The sequence below is a fragment of the Bacillus sp. 2205SS5-2 genome (assembly GCF_037024155.1).
Classification (GTDB): domain Bacteria; phylum Bacillota; class Bacilli; order Bacillales; family Bacillaceae_K; genus Bacillus_CI.
Genome location: NZ_JAYKTS010000010.1, coordinates 75,065 through 98,765, shown reverse-complemented (window position 1 = coordinate 98,765; position 23,701 = coordinate 75,065). Strand labels below are relative to the sequence as shown.

20 protein-coding genes are annotated in these 23,701 nt (G+C 36.6%); 4 read left to right on the top strand and 16 right to left on the bottom strand.

Going from position 1 to position 23,701, the window contains the following annotated elements; genetic code table 11:
• Window positions 1-380: 380 nt before the first annotated feature.
• The 10 genes from U8D43_RS09050 to U8D43_RS09005 all read right to left on the bottom strand — a co-directional run bounded on the left by U8D43_RS09050 (window position 381) and on the right by U8D43_RS09005 (window position 12,833).
• Entirely contained in the window at window positions 381-1,847 is a 1,467-nt protein-coding gene (locus tag U8D43_RS09050; protein WP_335870866.1) for a CoA-acylating methylmalonate-semialdehyde dehydrogenase, read from the bottom strand.
• Between the two features lie 618 nt (window positions 1,848-2,465).
• Window positions 2,466-4,079: a PucR family transcriptional regulator gene (locus tag U8D43_RS09045; protein WP_335870865.1), complete on the bottom strand. Its 1,614-nt coding sequence runs from the start codon at window positions 4,077-4,079 to the stop codon at window positions 2,466-2,468.
• 75 nt (window positions 4,080-4,154) lie between these two features.
• Window positions 4,155-4,331: a hypothetical protein gene (locus tag U8D43_RS09040; RefSeq protein ID WP_335870864.1), complete on the bottom strand. Its 177-nt coding sequence runs from the start codon at window positions 4,329-4,331 to the stop codon at window positions 4,155-4,157.
• Between the two features lie 20 nt (window positions 4,332-4,351).
• Window positions 4,352-4,552 carry a hypothetical protein gene (locus tag U8D43_RS09035; protein WP_335870863.1) on the bottom strand — a complete coding sequence of 67 codons (201 nt, stop codon included), beginning with the start codon at window positions 4,550-4,552 and terminating at the stop codon, window positions 4,352-4,354.
• A gap of 14 nt (window positions 4,553-4,566) precedes the next feature.
• The gene (locus U8D43_RS09030; RefSeq protein ID WP_335870862.1) at window positions 4,567-6,039 is read right to left on the bottom strand and encodes an NCS1 family transporter; all 1,473 of its coding nucleotides are present in this window, start codon (window positions 6,037-6,039) and stop codon (window positions 4,567-4,569) included.
• Window positions 6,040-6,438: 399 nt separating this feature from the next.
• Window positions 6,439-7,854 carry a dihydropyrimidinase gene (gene hydA / locus U8D43_RS09025; protein ID WP_335870861.1) on the bottom strand — a complete coding sequence of 472 codons (1,416 nt, stop codon included), beginning with the start codon at window positions 7,852-7,854 and terminating at the stop codon, window positions 6,439-6,441.
• 48 nt (window positions 7,855-7,902) lie between these two features.
• On the bottom strand, window positions 7,903-9,189 hold the full coding sequence (gene preA / locus U8D43_RS09020; protein WP_335870860.1) for an NAD-dependent dihydropyrimidine dehydrogenase subunit PreA: 1,287 nt from the start codon (window positions 9,187-9,189) through the stop codon (window positions 7,903-7,905).
• A 25-nt stretch (window positions 9,190-9,214) separates the two neighbouring features.
• On the bottom strand, window positions 9,215-10,570 hold the full coding sequence (locus U8D43_RS09015) for an NAD(P)-dependent oxidoreductase (protein ID WP_335870859.1): 1,356 nt from the start codon (window positions 10,568-10,570) through the stop codon (window positions 9,215-9,217).
• Between the two features lie 270 nt (window positions 10,571-10,840).
• Window positions 10,841-11,731 carry a nitrilase-related carbon-nitrogen hydrolase gene (locus U8D43_RS09010; RefSeq protein ID WP_335870858.1) on the bottom strand — a complete coding sequence of 297 codons (891 nt, stop codon included), beginning with the start codon at window positions 11,729-11,731 and terminating at the stop codon, window positions 10,841-10,843.
• 661 nt (window positions 11,732-12,392) lie between these two features.
• Window positions 12,393-12,833 (bottom strand): DUF3939 domain-containing protein, encoded by a 441-nt coding sequence (locus tag U8D43_RS09005; protein ID WP_335870857.1) that lies wholly within the window; start codon window positions 12,831-12,833, stop codon window positions 12,393-12,395.
• Window positions 12,834-13,007: 174 nt separating this feature from the next.
• On the opposite strand from U8D43_RS09005, the gene U8D43_RS09000 reads away from it, so the two are divergent.
• Complete coding sequence (locus tag U8D43_RS09000; RefSeq protein ID WP_335870856.1) at window positions 13,008-13,802, top strand: alpha/beta fold hydrolase; 795 nt, start codon at window positions 13,008-13,010, stop codon at window positions 13,800-13,802.
• 133 nt (window positions 13,803-13,935) lie between these two features.
• On the opposite strand, the gene U8D43_RS08995 is transcribed toward U8D43_RS09000, so the two are convergent.
• Window positions 13,936-15,684, bottom strand: a complete 1,749-nt coding sequence (locus U8D43_RS08995) for an ABC transporter ATP-binding protein (RefSeq protein ID WP_335870855.1) — start codon at window positions 15,682-15,684, stop codon at window positions 13,936-13,938.
• Window positions 15,685-16,282: 598 nt separating this feature from the next.
• Here U8D43_RS08995 and U8D43_RS08990 point away from each other — a divergent pair.
• Window positions 16,283-16,414 (top strand): hypothetical protein, encoded by a 132-nt coding sequence (locus tag U8D43_RS08990; RefSeq protein ID WP_335870854.1) that lies wholly within the window; start codon window positions 16,283-16,285, stop codon window positions 16,412-16,414.
• Window positions 16,415-16,819: 405 nt separating this feature from the next.
• On the opposite strand, the gene U8D43_RS08985 is transcribed toward U8D43_RS08990, so the two are convergent.
• Window positions 16,820-17,020: a hypothetical protein gene (locus tag U8D43_RS08985; RefSeq protein WP_335870853.1), complete on the bottom strand. Its 201-nt coding sequence runs from the start codon at window positions 17,018-17,020 to the stop codon at window positions 16,820-16,822.
• A 112-nt stretch (window positions 17,021-17,132) separates the two neighbouring features.
• Here U8D43_RS08985 and U8D43_RS08980 point away from each other — a divergent pair, with 112 nt between their 5' ends.
• Window positions 17,133-17,417, top strand: a complete 285-nt coding sequence (locus U8D43_RS08980) for a hypothetical protein (RefSeq protein ID WP_335870852.1) — start codon at window positions 17,133-17,135, stop codon at window positions 17,415-17,417.
• Window positions 17,418-17,739: 322 nt separating this feature from the next.
• Here U8D43_RS08980 and U8D43_RS08975 read toward each other — a convergent pair whose 3' ends face one another.
• On the bottom strand, window positions 17,740-18,024 hold the full coding sequence (locus tag U8D43_RS08975) for a Type 1 glutamine amidotransferase-like domain-containing protein (protein WP_335870851.1): 285 nt from the start codon (window positions 18,022-18,024) through the stop codon (window positions 17,740-17,742).
• A 523-nt stretch (window positions 18,025-18,547) separates the two neighbouring features.
• Window positions 18,548-19,417, bottom strand: coding sequence for a DUF1206 domain-containing protein (locus tag U8D43_RS08970; protein WP_335870850.1), 870 nt, complete (start codon window positions 19,415-19,417; stop codon window positions 18,548-18,550).
• Between the two features lie 933 nt (window positions 19,418-20,350).
• Here U8D43_RS08970 and msrA point away from each other — a divergent pair.
• A complete protein-coding gene (gene msrA / locus U8D43_RS08965; protein WP_335870891.1) occupies window positions 20,351-20,881 on the top strand; it encodes a peptide-methionine (S)-S-oxide reductase MsrA in 531 nt (176 codons plus the stop codon).
• Window positions 20,882-21,161: 280 nt separating this feature from the next.
• Here msrA and U8D43_RS08960 read toward each other — a convergent pair whose 3' ends face one another.
• Window positions 21,162-21,797, bottom strand: a complete 636-nt coding sequence (locus U8D43_RS08960) for a hypothetical protein (RefSeq protein WP_335870849.1) — start codon at window positions 21,795-21,797, stop codon at window positions 21,162-21,164.
• Window positions 21,798-22,070: 273 nt separating this feature from the next.
• Window positions 22,071-23,582: a phytoene desaturase family protein gene (locus tag U8D43_RS08955; RefSeq protein WP_335870848.1), complete on the bottom strand. Its 1,512-nt coding sequence runs from the start codon at window positions 23,580-23,582 to the stop codon at window positions 22,071-22,073.
• Between the last annotated feature and the right edge of the window lie 119 nt (window positions 23,583-23,701).

Sequence of the window (23,701 nt, the reverse complement as noted above, 5' to 3'; positions counted from 1 at the left end):
AAACTATATGCAGTTTTATGAATTAATAAGGCTCTTTTCTTAAAAGGTTGATTCATTAAATGAAAATACATCTTTTTTAAAATTTGGCTCTTTTCGTATACATTGTGGCTATTTCATCTGATTTTTGATTAAATCGCCCATTTCACTGTTGATTCCCATCAAAAATAGACGAAATGATGCCCGAAACAAAGCGTTATCACCATTTATAGACTGGTTCGAAAAGCAACAATCTTTGCGAATACAGCCTACAATTTTTCCCTGATCACATGAGGGGAAAATCAGAAGAATGCATAATTTGGATAGGTGTAAAGAACATAAAAATTGCTTATTTACTAGTTCTATCTCTGATTCAAATAGCCGTCTTAATGTCCAAAATAGCTTTAATAGTCAAATCGAGAAGTAATCATTTTTTTACGTGTATAAAAATTGACTCCATCCTTCCCATTAACATGCATATCGCCATAAAAGGAATCCTTCCATCCCGAGAAAGGAAAGAAAGCCATTGTAGCCGGCACACCAACATTAATACCAAGCATACCTGCATCGGCTTCTTCGCGGAATTGTCTAATAGCCTTGGCATCCTTCGTATAAATCGTCGCACCATTTCCAAACCTTGATTGGCGCAGATATTCGAGCGATTCATCTAGATTACGTGCCCGAAGCAAGCTTAAAACAGGGGCGAATAATTCATCCTTCGCTATCGTCATTTCTGGAGTGACAAAATCAAAAATTGTTGGACCTATAAAGTTTCCTTCCTTCATTTCATCCATTTCTTTTCGACCATCGCGAATGAGATTAGCTCCTTCCTTTAGTCCTGTTTTAATGTAACCTAATACTTTATCACGATGCTCTTTTCTAATCACAGGGGTTAAAAGAACTTCTTCATCCATCCCATTTCCGATACTAAGTTCATCTGCTTTTTTCTTTAATTTCTCTACGAAGGTATCATTTTCACCTACAACAACCACCGCACTACATGCCATACACCGTTGACCCGCACTACCATATGCTGAACTAATAATATGAGAAGCTGCTTTGTCCATGTCCGCATCAGGCATAACGATGTGGTGGTTTTTCGCACCAGATAACGCTTGCACTCGCTTACCATATTTAGCTGCAGTTTGATATACATATTTTGCTACTGGCTGAGAACCAACAAAAGAAATCGCTGCAATTTCTTTGTGCTCTAATAATCCGTTCACCACATCATGTGCACCATGAACTATATTCAGCACCCCATGAGGTGCGCCGGCCTCAGTAAAAAGTTCGACCAAACGGTTGGCTAGGATTGGCGTTTTTTCTGACGGCTTTAAAACAAAAGTATTTCCGCACGCAATGGCTAATGGAAACATCCATAATGGAACCATCATTGGAAAGTTAAATGGAGTAATACCTCCTACAACTCCAAGAGGATAGCGGAACATTTCTGAATCAATGTCTTCAGCAATTCCAGACAGACTTTCTCCCATCATTAATGTTGGAGCTCCTGATGCAAATTCTACACATTCAATCCCTCTTTGTACCTCTCCGTAAGCCTCTTTATATGCTTTTCCGTTTTCTTGTACGACTAGCTTTGCCAATTCTTCATGATTTTTCATGAGCAATGAATGATAAGCAAATAAGATTCGTGCTCGTTTTGGTACAGGGATTTTTTTCCATGTATTGAAAGCTTGTCTAGCTGCCTGAACTGCTTGATCTACGTCTTCCTTTGAGGAAATAGGTACAGAAGCTAATACTTCGTTTGTTGCAGGATTTATTACTTCCATCGTTTCTGTCGATTTGGCTTCAACCCAAACACCATTAATATAATTTTTTAACGCTTTTGTTTCGCTTTTAATGACTGTCATTCTTTTTCCTCCTTTTGGTTATGTAGATCCATATCTCCATTATGAAGACATTATTAAGCGCTTTCATTAGACAAAATGTAAAAAGCTATCGCTCCTACTTTTACCAAAACAGTTTTCGTAAAGGTTTTCTCTTCAATTTTAGGGTTTTACTTACCTATCTATCAACTTTGATATTCCTTGATTTCAGATGATCTCTTCGTATTTAGTTGAAGAAAACCTCTGTAGAACTCGATGTTTCTCCAATTTACCAATTCACTAGAAACGAAATAGACAAAACCCAAATAATTTATCCCAGACACTCCGAGATGAAAATAGGGTTTCAATTTTTTCGCAACCCTACTCCCCTTATTATTTTGTCTGTATTAATTGGTTCATTTTTGAATTAGGCTCTTTTCTTATACTTTGTTGCTCTTGACACAAAGAAAAAACAGGCAGTAGGGTTTTTTCGATTGATTTCTTCCTTGTTATCTAGAAATGAAGAATCTTTCAATAGGAAAAGAGCACGAAGTCATACAAGTCAAAGGATTCCTTCTTATTCGAAAAACCAGAATCTTTGCGAAAACAGCCTAATTAATTTAACGATGCCTAAATATTCCTTTTTTATACAAATTCCCTTTATCAATCCCATAAAACAAAATTACTTTGAGTAGGAGTCGCAAAATCTTCTTCTTGATTAATAAAATCATATGCTAATAGAATCAGTTCCAGTGTTAAGCGTATATTTGGTCTCATAAAATCGTTTCCCAATAAATTCTCAATTTTGTTTAAACGATGATATAAGGTTTGGCGAACGATAAATAACTGCTTGGCCGTTTCCTTTTTACATCCATGACTGTTAAGATAGATTTTTAGCGTTTCTAGCAACTTCCCATTATTGGTTTTATCATACTCGAGAATTGGTGCTAAATAATCTTGTATCAACTCTGATAAATCCATATTTTTATCCAATTCTGAGATAATTCGATATAGATGTAATTCGTCAAAAAATGAATAATTTAGATTTCTCGGAAGCATTGGCTTCAGTTTGATGGTTTGAAGTGTTGATTCATAGCTTTTATGAATACTAGATAGATGATTGGTATATTTACCAACAGAAAAATATAAAGAAGACGATGAATTTTTCATCACAAATTGTGATTCATTCATACGGTTCAATGCTTTCTTCATTCGTTCTTTCCACGTAGCGGGGTCTCTCGTATCAAGAAGAATAAACAACTGCTGATGCTGTAAATTTTCCGTAATGGTTACAAAACCTTGTTGTTCAAAGACTGAACGTGTGAAAAGCTGAAAATAGGTTAAATCCATTTTTTCTTTTTCAACATAAGTGTCATAACTACACAGGCAAACGACTCCTCCATTTATGGGTGAATGGATATTAAGGTCTTTTAGATAATCTTGTACTCTTCGAGAATTATGATTTCCGCTTAACCAACCTTCGACCCATTTTGCCTCATTCATCCTTTTTTTCTCTTCAAAAAATAGTTCTCTTAGAAAAAATTGTGCTAACGCTGTTGCTGTACGATCTAGCAGTAAATGCTCAAAGTCACTTAGTGATGGAGTTGTTCTAAGTAAAAAAATTTCCGCAAATTCCTCTTCAAATAAATTTACCTTTGAAGAACAATCTTCAGACTGCGTTAAAGAAGCGATCAATTGATTTTGTTTTTCTTTCGGCACAGCTGGATAGCACTCGAAGTCTAACTCTTTGTATCGAAATAAAATAGGCGTCTCTATATAATCATATAAAAATTGGAGAATTTCTTTATAGTTACTAATCGTTAAAAGTTTTTTATTAAGGAGCTGAGCATAATTTTCCAAATCACTGATCATTGAATATTGCTGGTTTATGATTGTCGTATGAATATCCTGAGTAATCTTCACAAAGGAAACTTCCTTTTCAAATACGATCAATGGAAAGGAATGTTTTTCCGCTTTAGTTAGAACGGAAAGTGGTATCTCATTCAGTGTCGTACCAAGTTCAATACATAATCCAGCCGCATCATTCTCAATTAGTTGATCAATAATTGAAAGAAATGTCTCTTCTCTCGTCCAAGCTAAACCAGTCGAAAGGATTAATTCATGTCCGGTTAGTAGTTTATGAATATTGGTAGCTTCAACGACATGAACCCATTTCACAGAATGTTGAAGTCCTTGTTTTCCAGCCAATACTGTCGCAAATTGAAAATTCTTTCGTGAGAGGACATGCTCCAGCGTAAGTTGAAATTTCTTTCTCATTCATTCACACCCCTTTTTGCTGTAAATTTAAAAAGGTCAAAAGGATTGGTGTATTTCACCAATCCTTTTGACCTTTTATTTCTTTTCAGGGGGAACAGAGAGTTCAAATTCATTCATTAGCCAATTTAAACGGTCATCATCCGAAAACATTTGGTCATCTAAAAAATCAATGATCATCTCCACTAACTCCTCAGAATCTGTAATCTCTATTCTTTCGTTTCTGCTTAAATTGTTTTGTTGATTAGAATTCACATACTCTCCCCCTCTCTAAATTAAGAATGTTTACGTAAGAAGTTCGAAAAATATTTACGAGCGTCTGCAGTTTTTAAATGGAGCGTTTCTTCTTCCGTACCGTTTGAAAACGATACGTACGCTCCACTTAAATTTTCCGTTACATGGGTGATTTGATATCCTTGCTCTATAAGATAGTCAATCCTTTCACGCTCTACAATAAATTCTCGGTATGTTGACATAACTGAACCCTCCCTTAGGTGAAATTCGCACCACCAGATACATCGTCTAAAATGACTTCTTCTTGCTCAAGTGAAATTTCCCAATCTCGACCAACCGTAATCCCTAAGTATTTTTCATCACTCGGATCAACAATTTCTGCCTGAGCGTATTTCTTAAACCACCAATATTTCGCAAGGACGTAATAACTTATTGCTCCAATTGAAAACCCAACTAGGAAGGAGTAATTCGGCACAAAATATGAAGCGGTTGCACCTAGAATCCAAGCTATAAATCCAGCGTAATTTACACCACCCAAATATTTGTATTGCCCATGTTCTTCATAAAGATCAGGCACATTGACTCTACGCTTTCGAAGAATATAGTAATCTGCCACTAAAATCCCAACAATCGCAGACAATATCCCTCCTACAAAGAGAAGCACCGGAATGATCACATCAAATAAATTCCATGGCTGAACAATTGTTCCGGCAATTCCGGCGGCTATAACTCCTGCCCAAAATGGAAACCTCGGACCTCCAACGTTTGAGAAAATCGTTGCCGCAGGTACAATATTTGCTGCAATATTAGTAGACCATTGTGCTAAAACAATCATAAGTAATAAAACACCTAAGATGAAGCCGCTTGCTGCCTCTTGAAGTGCTACGATTGGGTTTGCATCAAGTACAGCTATATAGGAGATTCCTCCGATTAAGACCATGAAGGCTTGTGCTAAAGGCAAAGCGACTAAGTTACCGATAATCGAGCTTTTATTTCGTTTAAACCAGTTCCGCTCATTTATGGGCGCTTTCATGAAGCGTGAAATAGAAGGTATATCAGCCGACAACGTCGCCCAAAATCCCATATTACTAAAGAGCACGACTAAAAAGGCGGTAAAGGCTGCTCCTCCTGTAACGGGGCTTTCAACCCAACTCCAAATTTCTCTTCCTTGTGCTGCAGCAGAGTCTGATAAAGTGCTGTACATCCAAACTGAAATCAAAATAATGATAGGTGCAGCTAAATCAGCAAACCTCTCGACAGCTTTAATTCCAAGAGCTGTATTTATAAGCTGAACGATTGCAAAGAGAACAAAACATAAAAACCAGTTATCGAAATTGAACAGAATATTAAGAATTCCATTCATAGCTGTAGCTCCAAAAAACGTATTAATACCAAACCACATCGAGGCTGCTAGACCACGAACAATTGAGGGGATATGAGTTCCAATCGTACCAAAAGGTGCCCTCATATAAACTGGAAACGACAATCCATGTTCAATTCCAATATCACCCGTTAAAGTAATGAATAACCCAATGGCAATGGAACCTATTAAAGTAGCAGCTATTACAAGTGGCAGGGGTAAAGATAATACACCAGCTCCTCCGATTGCGAACGTTGCCAACACGACGACCATCCCTACCCACATGAACGAATATCCTAGAATTGAAATTTTCTTCCCAGCTCTACCTATCGGCAATAAATCAGGGGATTTTAAGTAACTCTTTTTCATTTGGTCACGCTCCCTATTTCGGTTTGGCAAAAAATCTCCATATAAACCACTCTCATATTCAATCTTAGAGATAACGAAGCAAGTTACTGTTTGTAGGTATTTTCAAAATAATTTAAGACTGAATTCTCAAAGAATATTGCGTTTCACATCAAGTCAATTTCGTTAAAATGATCGGTTTCGGGAGATCTTTTCTCTGCTTTCAGAAGAAAACTATCAGAATTAAGTATTATTTAGAGATTTAGATTGTATTGCAACAGTATATTCGAGAAGAGCTATGATGACAGATAATTTCATTTTATAACTAAACAGATGATTAACCTGCTTTACTAGATATACCAAATGAGCTGAAATCGCTCATTTGGTATAGATTTATTCAACATGTACTTATGATTTGGCAGATTATAATGATTCTATCTTAGTATTGGCTTTCGTTAACTCTCCGTATTTTGCTCGTTTTACATATTGACCTCGACCTGCCTGACCAACAAACTTCTTTTCTTTAATCACGTATTCACCTCTAGAGAAGACAGAAACCGGTTCACCTTTTATTTTCATTCCTTCAAACGCATTATAATCTACTGCCATATGGTGGGTTTCTGCTGAAATCGTTCGTTCAACAGAAGGGTCAAAAATGACTAGATCGGCGTCTGACCCTACTGCGATAGTCCCTTTTTGTGGAAATAACCCAAATAGCTTCGCGACTCTCGTTGACATTATGTCGACGAATTGATTTATTGTAATTCTTCCTTTTTCAACCCCTTCTGAATACAGTACGGAAACACGGTCCTCGATAAATGGACCTCCATTTGGAATTTTGGTAAAATCGCCCTTCCCTAAATCTTTTTGTCCCTTAAAATCAAAAGAACATTGATCGGAACCAAGGGTTTGTAATTGCCCTGATTTCAGTGCATTCCAAAGGACGTCTTGATGCCATTTTTGGCGTAAAGGTGGCGACCATACATATTTAGCGCCTTCGAAGTTAGGTCGTTCTAAATAACTTTCATCCAGCAGTAAATATTGAGGACAGGTTTCTCCCCAAACATCAAAACCTTTTTCTCTCGCTTGTGTGATTTTTTCCACAGCATCGGCACATGAAACATGGACAACATAGAGCTGAGAGTCGGCTAGACCCGTTAATGTAGCGGCCCTACCTGTCGCTTCTCCTTCTACTTCAGGAGGGCGAGTCAAGGCATGGTAAATCGGATCGGTTTGTTCATTAGCAAGTGCCTTTTTTGTTAAATAATCAATAACATCGCCGTTTTCGGCATGAACCATAACCAGAGCCCCTAACTCCTTAGCCTGTATTAAAGTCTGAAAAAGTGTTTCATCGTCTGCCTGAAATACATTTTTATATGCCATAAACACTTTAAATGAAGTGATTCCTTCTTTCTCTATGACCTCTGTTAATTCTGAAAGAACTTTATCATTCATCTCTCCAATCATCAGATGGAAACCATAATCAACGACCGCTTTATTCTCCGATTTCTTATGCCAAGTCGAAATCGCATTTTGTAGCGGCTCCCCTTTGTTCGTTAAGCAAAAATCAATGACCGTCGTCGTCCCACCAAAAGCAGCTGCTATAGTCCCGGTCTCAAAATCATCTTTTGAAACCGTACCGCCAAAAGGCATCTCTAAATGTGTATGAGGATCAATGCCCCCTGGAAAAACATACGCGCCTTTTGCATCCACAATTTCTGCATTTTCTGAGGTATGATTATGTCCTATATTGACAATTTTCCCTTCCTCTATTAATATGTCTGCCTCATATTGGTCAGTAGCCGTCACAATAACTCCATTTTTGATAATTTTCTTCATTTTACCATCTCCTTTCAATATCACATTTTCACAATCATCCAAGCTCAATCATTTCAATACATCTACTTTACAATTTGGAGTAACACCTAAAGCAGCCTGTCTTTCATTCCATGTCAACGGCGCATGAACATTTGGGATTTCAATCATATCGATTGCTCCATCTACTGGACAAACAATCGAACATAAGTTACATCCTACACAATCCTCTTCTCTTACCTTTAAAATACTTTCGCCATTTGCTGCTTTTAGCATGTCTATGCATTGATGAGAAGTATCCTCGCATGCAATATGACATTTATTGCAGTTAATGCATACATCATTATTAATTCGAGCCACTACTTGATAATTTAAATCCAAGTTTCCCCAGTCCGAATATTTTGGTACCGACTTTCCAATAATCTCTTGTACAGAGGCAATTTTCTTTTCGTCTAAGTAATTGTTTAAACCGTCAATCATGTCTTCTACAATTCGAAAGCCATGATGCATAGCAGCCGTACATACTTGTACACCGGTAGCACCCATCAACATAAATTCTACCGCGGATTGCCAATCAGAAACTCCACCCATACCAGAGATCGGTACATTGATTCGTGGGTTTCGTGCGCATTCACCTACCATATTAAGGGCAATCGGTTTAACAGCAGGACCGCAATACCCTCCATGAGCTCCTTTCCCAGCAACATGCGGCACCGTATTCCATGAATCGAGGTCAACGCCTGCTAAACTATTAATGGTGTTGATCATACTAACGGCATCTGCACCGCCGCGAACTGCTGCCTCTGCCGTAACGGTAATGTCAGTAATGTTGGGAGTCAGCTTAACTATGACAGGAGTAGTGGCAACTTCTTTTGCCCAATGAGTTTGCTTCTCTACAAGTTCAGGAACTTGACCCGAAGCTGACCCCATCCCTCTTTCTGCCATTCCATGAGGACAGCCGAAATTCAACTCAAGGCCATCCACTCCAACCGCCTCAACTTTTTTAACGATTTCATGCCACTTCTCTTGTTTTGGCTCGACCATTAATGACGCAATAATGACGTGATCAGGAAATTTCTTCTTAGTTTCATAGATTTCTTGTAAATTTACTTCTAACGGACGATCTGTGATCAGTTCGATATTGTTGAATCCTGCGACTTTTTGTCCGTTAAAATTGACGGCTGCAAATCGTGAAGACACATTAATGATTGGGTCACCTAATGTTTTCCAAACTGCTCCACCCCAGCCCGCTTCAAAGGCTCGCTGTACCTGGTACCCTGAATTAGTTGGCGGAGCCGATGCCAACCAAAATGGATTCGGTGAATTAATTCCTGCAAAGTTCATTCGTAAATCTGCCATAAAACCATTCCTCCCTACGATCTTCTTAAATAGACACTTCGCTCCTTAATGAGGCGTGTATATGATAAGCCGTTTGTTTACCCTGTTGTGCAGCAGTTACTACCATCGCCTCGCCTTTTCCTTTTCCAAAAACAACGTCACCGCAGGCAAAGACTTTCTCATTAGACGTTACAAATGTTTGCGAATCGACTTTCACGACTCCATGTGAATGTTCTAGACCGAACTCATCAATAATATTCAAGTGCCTCTGTTGACCAATTGCCTTAATCACCGCATCAACTTTTAAGACGAATTCCGAATTTTCGATGGCAACTGGTCGACGACGGCCGTCCTTCTCTGGTTCCCCTAGTTTCATTTTCACGCATTCAATCCCCACTACTTCTCCAGCTTCATTGCCTAGAATTCTTTTTGGAGCCGTTAACCAGCGGAATTCCACACCATCTTGTTTGGCAAATTCATATTCAAAGTCATAAGCACTCATTTCATCTTCGGTTCGTCGATAGATAATTTTAACGTTTTCTGCGCCTAATCGAACCGAACATGTGGCTCCATCAATTGCCGTATTACCTGCGCCGATGACCACAATCTGTTTTCCAATAAAATCATTTGTTAGCTCTACCCCTTTGGTTGCTTTTACAAATTCGATGGCATCATATACGCCGTCTAATTTCTCTCCAGGAATATTAAGGTTCGGAACACTTGACATGCCCACAGCTAATACGACCGCATCGTAGTTTTCTAGTAGTGTCTCTGCTGACACATCTTTGCCGACCTTAGTATTAGTTAAAATGGTTACATTGAGTTTTCGAACTTGTTCAACTTCCCAAAATGATATTTTTTGTGGTAAACGAAACGACACAATCCCAAATGTATTCAATCCACCAGCATGTTTCTCGGCTTCATAAATCGTGACTTTATATCCAAGAAGGGCTAATTCTCTAGCTGTAGAAAGTCCAGCTGGACCACCGCCGATAATAGCCACTGATTTTCCATTATCTTCATTTCTCTCGAATAAGACTGCGTCATTATGTCTAGCCCAGTCGGTTGCGTATCTCTGCAGATCACCAATCATAATGGGTTTTGTGGAATGATTTAATACGCAGGCCCCTTCACACAATTCCTCAGTGGGGCATACACGAGCACAGCTTGCCCCCATCGGATTGGCTGTCATAATGGTTTTTGCTGACCCCTTTAGATTTCCTGATGCTATTTTTTTTATAAACGTCGGAATATCAATTCCGGTCGGACAAGCTGTTATGCACGGGGCATCATAACAGTATAAACAACGATTCGATTCTTCCACTGCTTCTTGGTTAGTCAACCCTGGTTCTACTTCTTGAAAATTTCGTTGAATATCAAGCAAAGAACTATTCTCTTTCATAAAACAACCCCCCTATACTGTTTACAAAATCGTAAATTTAGTTTTAACACATTTGAACATGGGTTTCTGGTTCATACTATTTTCGTTTTAAATCTTCAAATTTTAACAATTCAACTTTACAAATACAGAATTCAAATTAACCCTGTTTTTGTAAGTTCCATTAGATTTTACTTGCCATTAAGTTAGTTTTTACACAGCAAATGTTTCCTACATTACCTTCTGAATAGAAATATGACTTTACATAACAATAATTATGTAAAGTCATGACGTTTACGGTAATAAAGCAGTCATATCTCCATACGTTTCAGGGCGTCTATCTCGATAAAATTGCCATGTATCTCTTACTTCACGAATTAATTTCTTATTCATTTCACCAATGATCACTTCCTCTTGATCACGACTACCTGTGGCTACAAAATTCCCCCTAGGGTCTACTAAATAGGACTGACCATAGAATTCTCCCATATTCCAAGGTCCCTCATACCCCACGCGGTTTATTGCACCCACATAGTACCCATTCGCCACTGCATGAGCAGGTTGTTCAAGTTTCCATAAATATTCCGATAATCCTGCAACTGTTGCAGAAGGATTAAAGACTACTTCTGCTCCCTTTAAACCTAGTAAACGAGCACCTTCGGGAAAATGTCGATCGTAGCAAATATAAACACCAACTTTGGCAAATGCTGTTTCGAACACTGGATAACCTAAATTACCAGGTTTAAAATAGTATTTCTCCCAAAAACCACAGCCATCTTCTCCGACACCAACATGTGGAATATGCTGTTTTCGATATTTTCCAAGATATGATCCGTCGGCATCTATTACTGCTGCCGTGTTATAATAAGTTGCTATTCCTTCTCTTTCATAGATTGGAAGAACGATTACAACTTCTAATTCTTTTGCTAGAGCTTGAAATCGTTGTGTGGTAGGTCCATTCGGTATTTCTTCAGCAGAGTCATACCATTTTGGGTTCTGTTCTGCGCAAAAATAGGGTCCATAAAATATTTCTTGCAAGCAAATGATTTGTGCACCTTTTTTAGCTGCATCTCGTACTAAATCAATATGTTTTTCAATTGCTTTTTCTTTATGTACATTTACCGGCTCACAGCCTTCTACCTCATGTTTAGCTTGAATGAGTCCAATTTTTACACTATCTGACATTTAAATAACCTCCCTTTTTTGATAACGCTTTCATTTTTTGAATAGTCGCCAACAGCACTATTCCACTATCAAATGACAGAATATTTAGTTCTTTATCTAATTGTAAATACTTGTGAAAGATAATTCACGAGACATTTTGTAAAATGGACCACCTAAGATGATAGACAATTGGTAGCATAGATCACCTCTATAAAGTTAGAATATTCTATTAATTTACCATAGGTTTTCTCCGATTTTTGTTGAATACTAGGAGTAATCAAACATTATTTTCACTAGAGTCGCACTTTTTTTGTCGAATTAGCATGGATTTCAAAAAATACAATTTTTTAATCACTAGTTTTGTTGGAAGAAAAAATATAGAGATTACATTGTTGTTATGCTTTTCTTTGAACAGGTTCTCTATTGTATCCTTCAGCGGAAATAATCAGAGCTGGTTAAGAAAATTACAAGAATAAAGAAAGCTGTTTTCGGCAAGTTTGTTGCTATTCGTACCAGTCTTTAACTTATGATTTTTTTGTATCAAGACATTTTTAAGTCTATTTTTGTTTGAAACAACAATGAAGTGAAGGATTCAATCAAAAAAGGTAATGAAATATGCACAATATATATGAAAAGATCCATATAGAAAAACCTTCCCATTTTTCTGAGAAGGTTCGTGATGTTATATAACTTGTTCTTCATCCGTTATAAAGACTGCATCTTGAATATAAAGATCAACTGGAAAAGGTTCCTCAATCACTTTTGCTAAAATTAACGAATGTTGGTTTAGTTTCTTGGATCCTTTCAACGTGGGAATTTTCGTTGTATCCATTTTGTTTAAATATAAGAACAATGCATCTTGAGCTGTATCTAATAAATACATTCGATGCTTTTCACTTTCTTCATATAATTTAAACGTATGACGACTCATATAGATATTATTCGAAGGGAGCGTTTTAAGGTAGGGTTTTAAGAACGTATAATCAATAGATTGGTCGTTTTTTAAGAGGACACTGTAGTCGATTGTATCATGCTTATTTTTTCCCCATTCAGATATAGCTTGATCGATCGAATGCTTTGGCACAGATTGACTACTTTCTTTATTAAACAATTTCCTAAACATTAAATCCACCTCCCCTGAAATAGTTTATATATTCTTACTATTACTATATCATATATTTTCTAATTCATTTAGTTTAAAATAGAGAAAGGAAGAGATTCTATTATTTCTTTGACAAAGCTTTAACGATTATATTTTTAAACATAGAATAATTAAGAAGTGAGGTTTGACAGAGACGTGTTACATTACAGAACCTATCAAGCTCATACACTTGCACCTTGGGTAACTTTTGTTCACGGTGCTGGTGGGAGTTCCTCTATATGGTATAAACAAATTAAAGAGTATAAAAAACATTTTAACGTCCTTTGCATTGATTTACGTGGACATGGTCAGTCTAAAGTTACTTGGAATAAAGGCGACCATTTCGATCATATCGCTCAAGATGTGAAAGAAGTGATTGACCATTTAGGATTAACAAAAACGCATATGATTGGTATTTCACTCGGTACTATTGTGGTCCAAACCTTTGCTAGAATGTACCCTGAACGTGTCCAGTCCTTAATTTTGGCTGGAGCCATTATACAATTAAATGTTCGGACTAAATTTCTTCTAACTGTTGGTCATCTTTGTAAACATATCTTTCCTTATATGTGGCTTTATCGATTATTCGCTTGGATAATTATGCCGAGAAAGTCTCATTCAGAATCAAGGTATGCTTTTATCCGACAAGCGAAAAAAATGTGCCAAAATGAATTTATTCGTTGGTTCACCTTAACAAAATCCGTCAACCCTTATTTGCGAAACCTGCAAAAAGTCGTAAACGGGATTCCAACTTTGTTTATTATGGGAGAAGAAGACTATCTATTCCTTACGCCCGTCAAGGAATTGGTCGCTCAACAACAAGGCTTGGATCTTACTAGCATCGAAAATTGTGGTCACGTTTGTAATATTGATCAGCCTGAGATTTTCAACAAGATTTCAATTGAATACATTCAAAATACAATTTCATCAAAAAAAACACTTCATGCTTAATTAGCCATGAAGTGTTTTTTGATGCTATCGATCTTTATCCACCCTAAATCAGAACAGGAGGAAATGTTCATTAAGGGTTTAATTGATAGTAGAAATGGGCCGATTATACTGGCGTTATCGAAGGATTCAAAATTTATTCATGAACCTTCACACGATGTAATTGTTGATCGGCAAATTGTTTATAAAGGACATGTTTTTCATATAATTCTTCATGCTTTCCAACACCCGTAATTTTTCCCCGATCAATAAAAACGAGTTGATCAGCGTGAATCACGGTTGAAAGCCGATGGGCGATCACCACAGTCGTACGACCGATCATCAAATTTTCTAAAGCTTTTTGCACGACAATTTCCGACTTACTATCCAAACTTGAAGTAGCTTCATCTAGTAAAAGTAGTTTAGGATTTCTAATTAATGCTCGGGCAATTCCGATTCGTTGACGTTGACCTCCGGAAAGTTTGATTCCTCTCTCCCCTACTTGCGTCTCATACCCTTGAGGTAATTCTTCAATAAATTGATCCGCATATGCCATTTTTGTTGCCGCTAAAATCTCCTCATTAGAAACTTGTCGTTGGCATCCATAAATAATATTGTCTTTAACAGTACCTGCAAGAATCGGACTTTCTTGTGATACATATCCCATTTCTTGTCTCCAGCTTGCTAATGAAAAGTCATCAATTGAACGATCACCAAGTTTAATATTACCTGTCGTTGGAGAATAAAAGCGTTCCAAAATAGAAAACAAGGTTGTCTTTCCACTTCCGCTAGGTCCAATGATAGCGGTAACCTTTCCAGGGGGAATTGTAAAGGATAGCTTTTTTAAAACATCTTCGTTATTTTGATAATGAAAAGAGACATCTACAAATTTAAGACTTTGGTTTAAATCAACTACTTCTTTACCTGCCACTAAATCTTCATGGGGATGATCCATTAGTTCCAGCATTCGTTCCGTTGCACCCATTGATTTTTGCAACTGTGTAAAAAAGGTTGTAAAAGCCGATATTGGAATAACAATTTGAAACAAATAAAGAATGAAAGCGACCAAATCACCAGGGCTTAATTCTCCTTGAGTGACCCTGTATCCTCCGTACCCCATTACTAGCACGAGCAGTGCCATTAATACTAATGTCATTAGAGGAGCTATTATCGCTTGGATTTTCGCTTCTTTTAATCCGATATGAAACAGATCCCTTATGGAATTCTCTCCATTTTTTTCTTCCTTTTCTTCAGCATTAGATGATTTAACCAATCTAATTTCTGCCAACACACCTGTTAACAAAGCCGTAAAATTTGCAGTTTCTTTTTGAAGCTCTTTTGACACTGTATACATTTTTCGTCCTAATGGAATTAATATAATTGCAGTTAATGGAATCGCAACTATCATAATCATAGTCATTTTCCAGTCAAGATACAGTAGTATGGCAATCGATCCTATAATAGATAAAATCCCTGAAAAAAATCCGGTTGAGTGATCTGTAATTAAGCCTTTCACCACGCTTGTATCATTTGTCATCCGACTAATAAGTTCTCCAGTTTTTTGCTCATCATAAAAAGACACAGGTAAATGGAGTTGTTTTGTCCATAAACGGGTACGTAACCCAGCTACAACATGCTGACCTACATAATTCAATAGGTAGATGGACACCCCACTTGCTAAAGCTTGCAATATAAAAGCGAACAGAAGCATGACAATGATGTTCCATCCTAGATTGGCAACATCAACATCATCAATTACATTTTTGGTGATTAGCGGTATCGCAAGTCCTACAAGTGTCGAAATTAAGCTTAAGCTTACAGCGATTCCAAACCTAGTTTTAGAAAACTGAGTATGAATAATTAGATCTTTAAAATCTCTCCATTTTTCGGTTCGAATTCGGGACATCTTTTCTCCTCATTTCTTTTAAGCTTTTATTATTGTAAAAGAAAAACCGGGAAAAGAGAAATATTCACTCTTATTATAGTGGAATTGAATATTGGAAGGTGTCAGAGAATCATACCGACTATTTTTCTCATTAAAATATAACCAAAACACTAGGATGAACGAGTCACAATGATTGGATCGGAAATAAGCCTTCTTGATTTAAGCCAATAGCAGAATAAAAAATCTATTCAATAATTACTGTTCACTTACAATAGAGTTGTTTGATTTTTATCCTTCAAACACACATAACACCGTTCGATTTTTCGAACGGTGTTAAAAGTAGGTTTTTAATATTATATGGCTGTTTTCGCAAAGTTCGTTGCTTTTCGTCTCAGTCTATAAACGTTAATATAGCTTTGTTTCGGGCATCATTTACGAAAAGCGGAAGTGGCTGTCCTCCGGCGTCAGGCAAATGAATAACTCGGAAGTGATGCCTGATCGCTGAAGGGTTTTTCATTTGACCCCGAGCCGCAAGCCACTGAAGCTGGATCCATCTATTTTTAATGGAAATCAACAGTGAAATGGGCGATGTAATCAAAAATCAGGTGAAATAGCCACAATGTATACGAAAAGAGCCATTGGTGAAGAGCCTAAAATGATGACAATTTATAAAATGTGGATAATGTCTACCAAACAGCCACTTAGCCTCTTTATCAAAATCGAACAAAACGACATTCCTCAAAATTCTTAAAAATAAAATATATGGAAATTTCGGCTGTCTGACAACCTTCAAAAATTTTAATTCAATGCTTATAATCACAATGCAAACAAATGGGTTATATCAATATGGGAGAGATTCGTAGATGGAAAGTCTAAGCGTTTTAGAGGCTTGTAAAACATGCTGCAATAATGCTTCGATCAATCGCCAATTACTTACCCTAACTAGCTTGACAACTTGTCCCGATTGTCACAATACAAACAAAACCGCATTTCGCTGCAACGGCTGCTAGTAAAAGGCGAGATACTCCGTAATCGGATAAGTAGTCATTCACTTAGTCGATTCCCACGGTAATAACGCCACCGTCAACATTTTTCACTTCTTTTGCAATCGTTTGAGAGATTGACTGATCAACGACATAAGTTAAAACATCATATGCTAATCGGGTTTCATCTTGACCTTCTTATCTTGAAAAGGCCTTTCGTTCTCTTGGTACTTCTCTTTGAAATCACTTAAAATAAAACCACTAGACGATTTTCCGGAAATAAAACTGGCACCAGACGACGAAGCAAAGCTTAACATCACAGGGACTAAAGAGGGAACAATTAGCAACGAAGATATAAAAAACTTTTTAGTCATACGATATCCCCCTCCTAAATAGGATATTTATTATAATACTACACTTCCATATTTGTATTTTATTGTAAAAAATTTCAGTGTATGATAATTTAAAGGTAGGAGGTGAATTCAAATGCTACTCGTAGAAACCCTAGTGTTATTTCTAGTCGTTTTTGCTACGTTTTACTCTAGTATGAAAATATTTAACGACCTTCCCAAGAGTGAAAAAATGCAAAACTTCGTCGCGGTACTCCCTTCTTTTGTTGGCATTATAGCGTTTATATTGATGGTGTATCTCTTTCCTTCAACTGAACGCCATTTTGCCTTATTGACTACAAATTTATTGCCAACCTTCATGGTAGCTGTAACGATTGTTCTGATATTGAGAGTTAAATCAATCAGAAACTTTGAAGCATGATTCAAATACTCATAAAAATAGCTTCCAAAAACCTCATTAAGTAGTTCAGATAATGTGGAGAAAATGCAAAAAAAATAAATGCAAAACATACTACAGCACAATATGTTTAGCATCATAAATATCAAAAAAACGCTTGGATACTAAAATCCAGCGTTCTGTTTTTATGACCGATAATCACAACAATATCACCTATCATCTGGATTTTGTTATCTTCAACAATAATTCCATCTCCATCATTACCCGCATATATTGTTGTTCCTGTTGTTTTAGCATAATTATTAACATCTTTATTATAATCTTCGTTCCAACGATCGAAATGAGGTCAAAAGTTAAAATTAACAAGTTGTAAGGCTTCTACTTCTTCATCAGAATCTCCCATAAACATCTGAAATAACTTCGTAGATTTTCCAAGTTGAACAGCTCCACCACTTACCCCTACAATAATCCCGTCTTGATTAGAACTATCACATAGTACTTTTTCCATATTGCGCTGTTTGAGAGCATTCCTAAACTTAATCGGGTTTCCTGCAGAAAGGTGAATAATATCACGTTTTAGTAATTCTTCAACCTTCGATGATTTACATTCACTATGAAGGTCAAAAAACATAAAGTCTTAAATTCCATAATTTCGATATTATTGAAATTCGTCCTTTCTTTATCCTCCGCAGAAGGAATATAACCTATTTTGACATTTTTAATATCCATACCATCTAAAAGAATATTATCCAACCTTTGATTGCCTAAAGGCTCAATTATTTGGTCACTATAAAAGAATATTTCCCCCAATTTAAACACCTCTTTTGCGCAATTTCACCTCCTAATAAAACTATCTCTATTTATAATTTCATTCATTTTTACATAAAATCACAAATCTCCTTAACTTATATTCATTTTCAACATATCAAATAGCAATTCAATTAACATAATAATTAACACGCTGACAATAGTTGTCGTCAATATGTGAACTTGATTGTGAATTGGTATGATAATTCACCTGAAAGTAATAGAAGTATCAATCAATTTGGTAATTCTTTTTCACACACTGAATTTCACCTACCAAATCGGATGTTAACCACCTTTTTGACCTATATACCCCCATTTTTTTTCATATAATACCTCTTTGCCAGATACTAAAGCCAATAGGTACTAGTTAAACGCATATGTCGATTTTTTCCTTTTAAAATTTGAAACACTCCGTATAGAGTTAAACCAAGCGCAACAACCCCGAGCATCCACTGTCCGTATGGCTGCTGAGCAATTTTTGAGAGCGCTCCGTCTAGGCCTTTTGTATTTTCAGAGTTAGCAGTAACGGCGGTTACCATTATGAAATACCCCATGATCAGCAAAACGATGCCCCTTGCGAAAAAACCAATCTTTCCAGATTTTCTACTAAACTCATATTCTTTCTCATCCATTTCATTCTGCTTAAACTTCTTTAAGTACTTCTCTTGATACGCTTTATACATTTCATAAATTGCGTAACCTATCATTATTAGACCTATCATCCCAATAATCCATTGACCAAACGGTTCTGAGAGTAGTTTTGCTGAGAGTGTTTGCTTTGAATTCGAATCACCACTAGATTCACCTGCATTTAACGCAAGTGAGAAGGCTTTGTAAGCCAAGATACCGTACACTATTCCATTAAATGCAAAAAACACTCTTCTAAAAATTGATTTAGTGTCAATCCCTTCATGATCGGGATCCATTGCTACTTGAATGATTCTCCACATGATTAAACCTACAAAACCGATTCCAATAATCCACAACAGGATTTCTCCATAAGGTTCATTGGCAATAGACGAAAGTGCACCAGTTGAATTCGTAGTTTTACCTCCAACCCCTACTGCCGCCATCAAAGCTAAGATTCCAATAAGAATATAAACCAATCCTTTGGCCATATAACCTGTTCTTGCTGCTATTTTCACCCACGGTTTTACATCATTGGTTGCATGTTTCGCTTGTTGTTTTGCACGAGCTGCACTATTTATTCCCGTCATGATCTACTTACCCTCTCTCCCATCAAATTCTTTCTAACCTCCTTCCCTTTTCTTATAATGAAGAAACATTTTTTAACAAAAAAAAGCCCCTATCACTTAGATAAGGACTAGACTTAACACCTTAGGGGACCCAACCATTTTATCAGTCAGTATATCACCTAGTAAGGTCATACTAACTTCAAATCGAACAGTGACTGATTTACGTTAGTTCCATATCTAACATAAATTTGCTATTTCGTACTTTTTGCATTTACCAGTTCAGGATTAGCTTAGTTTTTGAATACTCATCGCCTAAATATTCAACCTTTTCTGTCATGCCTTACAATTTCTGTTTCTACCCTCTCATGATTGTCTTTCTCTTATGTGGAACCTACCATCTTGTCCGTTGATATTTTGGTATAGGGAGATCTTTTATCTATAAAGCTAGTTAAGATGGGCTTTAAGAATTAAAGTTGAACCCTATTCCGGATGTTCCGTTATCCCATGAATTAGAGTAAAATATAGAAAACTGTGAGAACATATAAGATATTCGATTCTGATAAACCGTAGAGTCTGAACGGTCAACTTCTATCTCTCAGGTAAACATCGAAAGTAAGGTGAATAGAAAGGAACTTCTTCAAAAAGTAAATAGAAAACCCTCGGTAAGCGCTTACATTCTCTTGTAAAGAAACAATTTGTATTTCGCTCATCCTATGGAACGAACATGATATGGTTGAGCCTCCTAAGGTGAGAAGTTTGTTTGTTGTTTTGTATTTTCTTTACACTTATAGTTTACCACGAATTCGTAAGAGTACACAGGGGATTTGTGGCTAATTTGTGAAATGAATCACAATTATCTTAAGGGATTTTTTTATTGCTTTAGCGAATTAAATTATGTAAAATCTATTCATATCATTTTCAGAAATATACGGGGGAAATATCCATGAAAAAAAGATTCAATTAGCAACTTTTGGCGGAGGCTGTTTTTGGTGTATGGTTCAGCCCTTCGATTCGTTACCAGGCATCTTAAAAATAGAATCTGGCTATATGGGTGGGCAACTCTCAAATCCAACTTATGACGAAGTGAAAACAGGAAAAACGGGGCATTATGAAGTTGTACAAATCACTTTTGATCTTACTCACTTTTCTTATCAACAATTATTAGATTTGTATTGGCCACAAATTGATCCAACAGATGATGAGGGACAATTTCACGATCGAGGGAATCAATATCGAACGGCCATCTTCTTTCATAATAAAAAGCAAAGAACAGCTGCTGAGTACTCCAAGAAGTTACTTGAAGAGTCCAATCGGTTTCAAAAGTCTATTGTTACTGAAATTTTACCTGCAGCTACTTTTTATCCAGCAGAAGAAATTCACCAACACTATTATAAAAAAGAACCAACCGCTTATAAGCAAGATCGTCAAAAATCAGGTCGAGATGAATTTATAGATGAACATTGGCCCAAACAGGATGTGGTGTAACTAGAAAATCTCAGAATAACTCTAGCTCAACCAATAGGCATTAACTATTTTAACCAGTGTATTTACTTACTAAATGGATAATATCTCAAAGAATGTTGTCTTTCGGAAAAGTATAGATTCCTGTTAAATTAGAGTTTGCGGGGCATCTTTTCTATTTCCCCCTACGAACCACATACTTGAGGGGGGGAGTCCTTAAAAAATTAGATTAAAAAGAAAAAATTCCTTTTAAAATAGCCTTTTAACTACACTCTTCCCAAAAAAAAGCCCCATCCGGCTCTTTTTAGGCTATATTATTCATTTTATCCAGTTCTTTCACTAAAAGGTAATATTGTATCCCTCTTGCTTTTTCAGCCGCGCTATTACTTAAACGAAGGGCTTCATTTCTATTGCCCTTTCGTTTAGCCAATTCAGCTTTAAGCGCATCTTTCATCCACTCTTTTTTTATCTGTGTTAATTTTTCATTAATTACTTTTTCGGATTCTCTAATCATGATACTAAACAATGTGTCATAGTATAAGCGATACTCTCTCTGTGGAATGTTGTCGATGTCCGTTTTCAGGTTTTTTAGGTCATTTTGATGAAGAGACGCTATGACCGTGAATAGGGACATATGTCGACTATTTCTATACTTTTGTTTTAATAATAACAGGGACTGTTGAATCTCTTCTTCCTTCCCGTTTCCAAGTGCATAATACAGTTTCATCATCGGTTGCTTATCGTTTTTTTCTAAAAACCGGTCAATTCTATTTATATTTTTAGAGTAATAAATACTATAAATAAATGGTAAATAAAGATAAAGCAACACTATACAAAAAATGAGAAAGAATGACACTGGCTCAGGAATGGCTAAGAACCGGAACACTATTGTCAAACAAAAGGCAAGAATTAGACTTGTGATGAATTTTGAAATACTCATTAGGTTCTCCTTAAAGTTCAGTATAAATCCTATTATAACAAAACAAAGGTGAACAATATTAATTAATTCAGCAAAAAAACAGCTGTTTTTTTGCTGAATTATCTTTAACCAAGGCTTTTCCCGTATGCATTTTGGCTATTTCACCTCATTTTTGATTGACCATCCATTTCACTGTTGGTTTCCCTCAAAAACAAAAGAAAAAATGCCCCGAAACAAAGCTATCTCTTCGCTTATAGATTAGTTCGAAAAGCAACAAACTATGCAAAAACAATCTTAACCAATATCCCTTTTCTTTAAAAAATACCTTTGTTCTTCTTCAATTAAATCCGCTGTCAATTGTCCTGAGAGCGTCACCATTGGTACTCCTCCGCCAGGATGTGTGGATCCTCCAACAAAGTACACATTTTCTAATACATTACTTTTATTTGGAATTTTAAATCCACCATTTAGCTTTCGGTCCGTGACCACTCCGTAAATTGAGCCCCCATTGGATCCGTACAAGGATTGAAGGTCATTCGGTGTGAACTGATATTCAAACTCGACGTGTTTTCGAATATTTTTCAAACCCATTCTCTCTAATTTCGTAAGAATCTTGTCACGATATGCCTCCTTGTAGTCCTCCCAATTCTCATTTTTTTGTAAAGGAGGAACATGAGTTAAAACAAAGAGATTTTCTTTCCCATTTGGGGCTTGTGAATCATCTGATTTTGCTGAAACCCCAACATAAACTGTTGGATCATCAGCCATCCTCTTTTCATTAAAGATTTGGTGAAATTCTTCTTTTGCATCTTTTGAAAAGAAGAAATTGTGATGCGCTAATTTTTCATATGTACGATTGATTCCAAGCAGTAAAACGAGGCCAGACACAGTAGGCTCATATTTGCTTAACTCTTTTTGCGCTTTTTCGACTTCTGCATTCTGATTCATTAAATTGCTATAAAAAGGGATGGCTTCTAAATTTGAAATCACGATATCACCAAGCAATGAAACCCCATTTTCCAGTTTTACACCTTGAGCTTTTGATCCATTTGATAATACTTCCACCACTTTTGTATTCAATCGTACTTCTACTCCAAGCTCGTTCAATAACGACTCCATCGCTACAGCAATCTGATACATGCCCCCCTGTACATAATAGACCCCAATTCCTAATTGAACATGAGCGAGTTGAGTAAGAATCGCAGGTGCATGATACGGAGAGGATCCAATATACATAATTAAAAAGTTAAACAGCTGTTGCAAATGCTTATTTTTAAAATGTTTTTTCGTCGCAGCATCCATCGTTTTCATAGGGTCCATTTGTAGCAGTTCTTTCATCCCGTGCATAGAGCGTAAATCTGTTAATCCACTGATGCTTTTTTTATAAAAACTCTTCATGCTGAGTTCATACATCTTATTAGAATACTGTAGGTACTGAAAGAATTCATTCGCATCCTCATCTGACACTTTTTTTAGTTCTTCAAGCATTCTTGGTAAATCAGCTGTTAAATCAATTGTCGTCCCATCTTCAAAAAAGGTTCTCCAACCCGGTTCAACTCGCTGGAGATTCAGGTAATCATGCAAATTCTTATCGACAGAAGCGAAAAGTTTCTCTAATACCCATGGCATCGTTAATATAGAAGGACCCGTGTCGAAAGTATATCCCTCTCCTTTTCGAATATTTAATTTCCCGCCTAATCGCTCTCCTTTTTCGACCAGGGTGACCTTATATCCACTTCCTGCTAATCGGATCGCTGCGGACATCCCCCCAAGTCCGCCACCGATAATAATCACTTTTTTACTCATAACTAGCTTATCCTCCATTCCTTTGACGTTTATTCTTCCGGTCACCATTATTTCCTTTTTCTTGCTTACTTATAACAAAAGGCTGTTTTTGCAAAGCATGTTACTTTGTAAACAGATAA

Bases quoted from the DNA above. Each gene is read 5' to 3' on its own strand.
- U8D43_RS09050 (WP_335870866.1), bottom strand. From the start codon at position 1,847: ATGACAGTCATTAAAAGCGAAACAAAAGCGTTAAAAAATTATATTAAT.
- U8D43_RS09045 (WP_335870865.1), bottom strand. From the start codon at position 4,079: ATGAGAAAGAAATTTCAACTTACGCTGGAGCATGTCCTCTCACGAAAG.
- U8D43_RS09035 (WP_335870863.1), bottom strand. From the start codon at position 4,552: ATGTCAACATACCGAGAATTTATTGTAGAGCGTGAAAGGATTGACTAT.
- U8D43_RS09030 (WP_335870862.1), bottom strand. From the start codon at position 6,039: ATGAAAAAGAGTTACTTAAAATCCCCTGATTTATTGCCGATAGGTAGA.
- hydA (WP_335870861.1), bottom strand. From the start codon at position 7,854: ATGAAGAAAATTATCAAAAATGGAGTTATTGTGACGGCTACTGACCAA.
- preA (WP_335870860.1), bottom strand. From the start codon at position 9,189: ATGGCAGATTTACGAATGAACTTTGCAGGAATTAATTCACCGAATCCA.
- U8D43_RS09015 (WP_335870859.1), bottom strand. From the start codon at position 10,570: ATGAAAGAGAATAGTTCTTTGCTTGATATTCAACGAAATTTTCAAGAA.
- U8D43_RS09010 (WP_335870858.1), bottom strand. From the start codon at position 11,731: ATGTCAGATAGTGTAAAAATTGGACTCATTCAAGCTAAACATGAGGTA.
- U8D43_RS09005 (WP_335870857.1), bottom strand. From the start codon at position 12,833: ATGTTTAGGAAATTGTTTAATAAAGAAAGTAGTCAATCTGTGCCAAAG.
- U8D43_RS08995 (WP_335870855.1), bottom strand. From the start codon at position 15,684: ATGTCCCGAATTCGAACCGAAAAATGGAGAGATTTTAAAGATCTAATT.
- U8D43_RS08990 (WP_335870854.1), top strand. From the start codon at position 16,283: ATGTATACGAAAAGAGCCATTGGTGAAGAGCCTAAAATGATGACAATT.
- U8D43_RS08985 (WP_335870853.1), bottom strand. From the start codon at position 17,020: ATGACTAAAAAGTTTTTTATATCTTCGTTGCTAATTGTTCCCTCTTTA.
- U8D43_RS08980 (WP_335870852.1), top strand. From the start codon at position 17,133: ATGCTACTCGTAGAAACCCTAGTGTTATTTCTAGTCGTTTTTGCTACG.
- U8D43_RS08975 (WP_335870851.1), bottom strand. From the start codon at position 18,024: ATGTTTTTTGACCTTCATAGTGAATGTAAATCATCGAAGGTTGAAGAA.
- U8D43_RS08970 (WP_335870850.1), bottom strand. From the start codon at position 19,417: ATGACGGGAATAAATAGTGCAGCTCGTGCAAAACAACAAGCGAAACAT.
- U8D43_RS08960 (WP_335870849.1), bottom strand. From the start codon at position 21,797: ATGAGTATTTCAAAATTCATCACAAGTCTAATTCTTGCCTTTTGTTTG.
- U8D43_RS08955 (WP_335870848.1), bottom strand. From the start codon at position 23,582: ATGAGTAAAAAAGTGATTATTATCGGTGGCGGACTTGGGGGGATGTCC.